Raw genomic sequence first — 4486 nt, forward strand, 5'->3', positions numbered from 1 at the left:
ATCTCCAGTTCCCCGAACAGTTCGAGGGCTTCCTCGCGAAAGGTGTCTCCGACCGATCTCATCATGCCATGACCATCTGCACGACCTTGAGCAGCTGCTCGGGCTTGAACGGCTTGACGATCCAGCCGGAAGCGCCGGCGGCCTTCCCTTCCTGCCGCTTGGCCTCCTGGGTTTCCGTCGTCAGCATGATGATCGGCAGGAACCGCAGCCCCGGACTCTGACGGACGCTGCGGATCAGTTCGATGCCGTTCATCTGCGGCATGTTAAGGTCGGTGATCAGCATGCTGACCTGTTCAGTTTCGAGCTTGCTCAAGGCGTCCTTGCCGTGTTCCGCCTCGACCACTTCGTAGCCAGCCCCTTTCAGAGCCATAGCCAACATCTGGCGGATGGTGGGGGAGTCATCAACGGTCATGATCTTTTTAGCCATAATCCCTCCTGGGGGTTGATTGATTTTAGTTTTCGCCTGTTTCAATTTGCGCTTATCAATTTTCTGCAGCGACCCAAATACAGTTGTTGTTGCAATCGAACTGGCAGCCGATGTGCCGGAACAAACCGGCATCTTCCAGTTGCCGCAGAAGCGTTGACGAACTCCCCGTATCGAGGCTGAGACGCTTCCCCACACTGGCCGCGGTTCGGTGGGCCGAGCAGAGCAGTTGCAGAAAGGCCGGGTCCACCTCGGCAGCCTCATCGACCCGGATGACCATCGACGCGTTCTGCCCGACCAGGGTCAGGAGCATTTCCCTGATTTCCGTTGCCCGACGGATGGTGAGCTCTCCGCTCAGAAGAAGTTCTCCCTGGTTCTTGCAATCGATTTTCATCGGTGCCCAGCCCCTTCATCTTGCTGGAAAAGTGTTTTGAATGTTCTGTTGGTAGCGGCGAGACTCGTCTTCAAAATATGGAAATGGTTCAGCATGACCAGCATCTCGGAGGATTCGCAGACAAAGATCGGAAGCTTCGTGTATGCCCCATTGAGCAATTCCTCCTTTTTCAGTGCGGACTTGTATCGATCCACAATCAGCACCGGCAGAAAGTGGCCGAGGTTCTCCAGCGAAGAAAGGAAATCGAGGATCTTTGCATTTTCAATCTGCCCGTTGATCAGGATCGACAAGATATCTTCCGAGGCGTTCCGGATAATGGAAAGCCAGTTGAGGAATTCGCTCTCATCCGCGAAGGAGCGAACCTGGAACTTGGCGATCCCCAGCAGAAAAGAGATGCTTTTTTGACTCTCGTGGTCCGAGTCCAGAAGCAATACCGTTGGCCAGTTCATCGTCATTTATCCGTTTGGAAGTTTTCACAATCAGAAGGGCTTGCTCGTTTCCGCTGGACGTTAAAAGTTAGCAATTAAAGTGCCAACACGATAAAACGCCCTAAGTCACTGCAATCACACTTAAATTTATATTATTTAATTAATTTTTAAATCGACCGCTTTAGCGCAACACAGCCTCCAGGGGCCCGACCAGTCGGACGCAAATAGCTTGAATTATTTAAAAAAATAGAGGGGTGTAACTTTTCTTATCACTGTCGGAAAAGTTACACCCCTCTATCAGGTGAAGTGGAATGGATATTCAGGCAGGCTTGGGGATGGTCATTTTTGCAGTCGCTTGATCAGGGCGGGTCGGGAGATGCCGAGCAGCCTGGCGGCCTGGGTCTGATTGCCGTTGGCGCGCCGCATCGCCTCTCGTACCAGGAGATCGCAGGACTGCTTGAGGGTGGGGAGCCGGACCGAAAAGGAGAGGAGCTCCCCCGCAGGGGCGTCGGCATCCGGTGGCACTGCCGATGGCGGCAACTGGCCGCCGATGGCCAGGTCGAAACGGCGCAGAGCCAGCACTCCGGAGGTGTGCTGGCTCACTGCGTCATAGATCATGGCCCGCAACTCCCGCACGTTGCCCGGAAAATGGTAGGTGCCGAGCAGGTCGAAGATCGCCGCCGGCACAGTCGGCTTCTGCTTGCCGAGGCAGCCGGCTGCCTCTTCGAGGAAATGGTCGAGCAGCAGGGGGATGTCGTCCCGACGCTCCCGCAGCGGCAGGAGATGGACATGGTGGGCCTTGAGCCGGTAATAGAGGTCCATGCGAAACGCGCCGCTCGCTACCTTGGTCTCCAGTGCCTGGTTGGTGGCGGCCACCACCCGGACGTTCATTTTCCTGATGCGGTCGCTGCCAAGGGGGAAGTAGTCGCCGTCCTGCAGCAGGCGCAGCAGCTTGACCTGCGAGGCCTGGCTCAGGTCGCCGATCTCGTCGAGAAAAAGGACTCCGCCGCTGGCCTGCTCGATCAGCCCGCTGCGGGGCTGGTCGGCGCCGGTGAAGGCGCCCTTGACGTGGCCGAAGAGGGTATCGGAAAAGACGTTGTCATCGAGGCCGGCCACGTTGACCGCCTGCCAGGGACCGTCGGGCGCACAGAGCCGATGGATGGCCCGGGCGATCAGATCCTTGCCGACTCCGCTCTCGCCGGTGATCAGAACCGGTTCGCGACTTCCGGCGATAGCTTCAACATAGCGGAAGGCCGCCTGCATTTCGGCATTGGCCGTCACCAACTCCGAAAATGCTTCAGGAAACTTCAGTTCCTGGCTGATCAGACCCTGTTTCAGGCGCCGGTTCTCCTCCTTCAGCTCGGACATCGCCAGGGCCCGCCGGATGCCGCCCAACAGCCGTTCCTGCTCGACGGTCTTGACGAAATAGTCGAATGCTCCCATTTTCATGCAGCGCACAGCGATATCCACTTCGTTGCGACCGGTATGGATGATCACAGGAGTATCAGGAAAATTCTCAATGATGCCCGACAATACCTCCTCACCGCCGCAATAGGGCATGGTGATATCCAGCAGGACCAGGCTCACCCGGAGGCTGGCGAGTACCGGCGGCACCTCCCGGCTGTCCTGGACCGTCAGCACGTTGTTGATGCCCAGGGTACGTTCGAGCAGGATGGCCAGGCTCCGCAGCCAGGCAGGTTCGTCGTCGACCAGCAGAACAGGGTCAAGCGGATAGGGTCTCTCGTTCATACAGTATCGCCTTCCAGGGCAGCCGGCAGGGCCAGAGTGACCGTGGTTCCTTCGCCGGGAGCTGATTCGAACCGCAATTCTCCACCATGCTCCCTGACAATCCGGGCGGAAACCGAAAGACCCAACCCCGTCCCGCCGGACTCCCTTTTGGTCGTAAAGAAGGGATCGGTCAGATACGGCAGGATTTTCTCCGGGATTCCGCCCCCCTCATCCTGCACGATGACCGTGCACAGATCGAGCCTGGCCTCAAAGCGGGTGGACACGAACAGGCCTCTGCCCTTATCCGAAATCGCTTCGCAGGCATTGAGGATCAGGTTGACCAGGACTTGCTCGATTCGCTGCGAATTCCCCTGCACCCGCGGCAGGTGCTCGGCGAGGGAACAGGAGAACCGGTCGGTCGACCTGCGGATCTGGTTATTGACCAGCCTGATGGCCTTCTCGACGGCGGCATTCAGATCGAACAGCCGGAAATCCCCTTCCTGCCCGCCGCGGGCGAAATCCTTCAGGTCCTCGACGATACTCTTGATCCGTTGCGCTCCATCGAGGATCTCTCCCAACAGCAGAGGCAGCTGGGACTTCATTTTCGAATACCGCAGACCGCCGAAGGCGAAGTCGCCATGGGCGCGGAAATGTTCCTCCAGAAGTGGGGAGATATCCGCAAACGCCTCTTTGATTGCCGGCATGTTCATCAGGATCAGCCCCGTCGGGTTGTTGATCTCGTGAGCGACTCCGGCAGCCAGTTCGCCGACGGCAGCCAGCCGCCCGGCCCGATCGACCTCCTCGCGCAGTTGCCTCCTCTCGGTGATGTCGCTGGCCAGCATGATCACCCGTGTCACTTCCCCTTCGGGATTTTTCAAGGGAAATGCCTTGATCCCCCAGATACTCCCCTCCGGATGCCTGACAACCCCGTCCTCCGTCGATCCGGAGCCGAAGCTGCGCACGACGGGACAGCGACTGCAGGCTTTCGTTTCGCTGGCGCAGAAGTCTGAACAGAATGCGGAATTGGGGTCGGTGACTTTAGCTGAAAACTGCCGCTGTGAAGCCGCATTGGCCCAGATGACCTTCAAGTCGGGCGCCAGCAGGGCAAGAGCATCGGGGATTCCGTCGAGAAGAGCTTCGAACTCCTGCGACAACATTTTGTACCGCTGCTCGCTCTTGCGAAGGGCCAGCTCTCCCTGACGGCGTTCCAGTTCGCCGGCGGCACGAATCGAGAATATCCGCAGCAGGGACTCGGCCATTCCCGGGTCCTGGACAGGTTGCCTGAAGAGGGCCACCAGCAATCCGAGCGGCTCACCGGCGGAGCCGAAGAGGGGGGCCCCGGCGTATCCCTCGATCCCGAGTTCGACCAGCAGATGGTCGCCAGGGAAATGTCTGCACACCTCGTCCGGGTAGACGCAGATCTTCTTGTTGGCCACATTCTCGCAGGGGGTGTTCGCAAGGGGATATTCGAAATCTTCGCCTTCCCGGCCCCCGGCAAACACCGCAATAGTT

General features: G+C 58.5%; 5 protein-coding genes. All 5 read right to left on the reverse strand.

Annotation, left to right across the window (positions count from 1 at the left end):
- Positions 1–61: 61 nt before the first annotated feature.
- Positions 62–427, reverse strand: coding sequence for a response regulator (locus tag VD811_05555; GenBank protein ID HXV20443.1), 366 nt, complete (start codon positions 425–427; stop codon positions 62–64).
- A gap of 55 nt (positions 428–482) precedes the next feature.
- Positions 483–818, reverse strand: a complete 336-nt coding sequence (locus VD811_05560; GenBank protein ID HXV20444.1) for an STAS domain-containing protein — start codon at positions 816–818, stop codon at positions 483–485.
- Entirely contained in the window at positions 815–1267 is a 453-nt protein-coding gene (locus VD811_05565) for a hypothetical protein (GenBank protein HXV20445.1), read from the reverse strand. Before VD811_05565 ends, VD811_05560 begins: the two co-directional genes overlap by 4 nt.
- Positions 1268–1585: 318 nt before the next feature.
- Entirely contained in the window at positions 1586–2995 is a 1410-nt protein-coding gene (locus VD811_05570) for a sigma-54 dependent transcriptional regulator (protein ID HXV20446.1), read from the reverse strand.
- A partial coding sequence (locus VD811_05575; GenBank protein ID HXV20447.1) for an ATP-binding protein occupies positions 2992–4486 on the reverse strand: 1495 nt, incomplete at its 5' end. The genes VD811_05570 and VD811_05575, both read right to left, overlap by 4 nt.

The sequence above is a fragment of the Desulfuromonadales bacterium genome (assembly GCA_035620395.1).
Taxonomy (GTDB): Bacteria; Desulfobacterota; Desulfuromonadia; order Desulfuromonadales; family DASPGW01; genus DASPGW01.

What these genes read in the sequence shown, in the direction of transcription:
- VD811_05555 (HXV20443.1), bottom strand. Translation starts at nt 427, where the DNA reads ATGGCTAAAAAGATCATGACCGTTGATGACTCCCCCACCATCCGCCAG.
- VD811_05560 (HXV20444.1), bottom strand. Translation starts at nt 818, where the DNA reads ATGAAAATCGATTGCAAGAACCAGGGAGAACTTCTTCTGAGCGGAGAG.
- VD811_05565 (HXV20445.1), bottom strand. Translation starts at nt 1,267, where the DNA reads ATGAACTGGCCAACGGTATTGCTTCTGGACTCGGACCACGAGAGTCAA.
- VD811_05570 (HXV20446.1), bottom strand. Translation starts at nt 2,995, where the DNA reads ATGAACGAGAGACCCTATCCGCTTGACCCTGTTCTGCTGGTCGACGAC.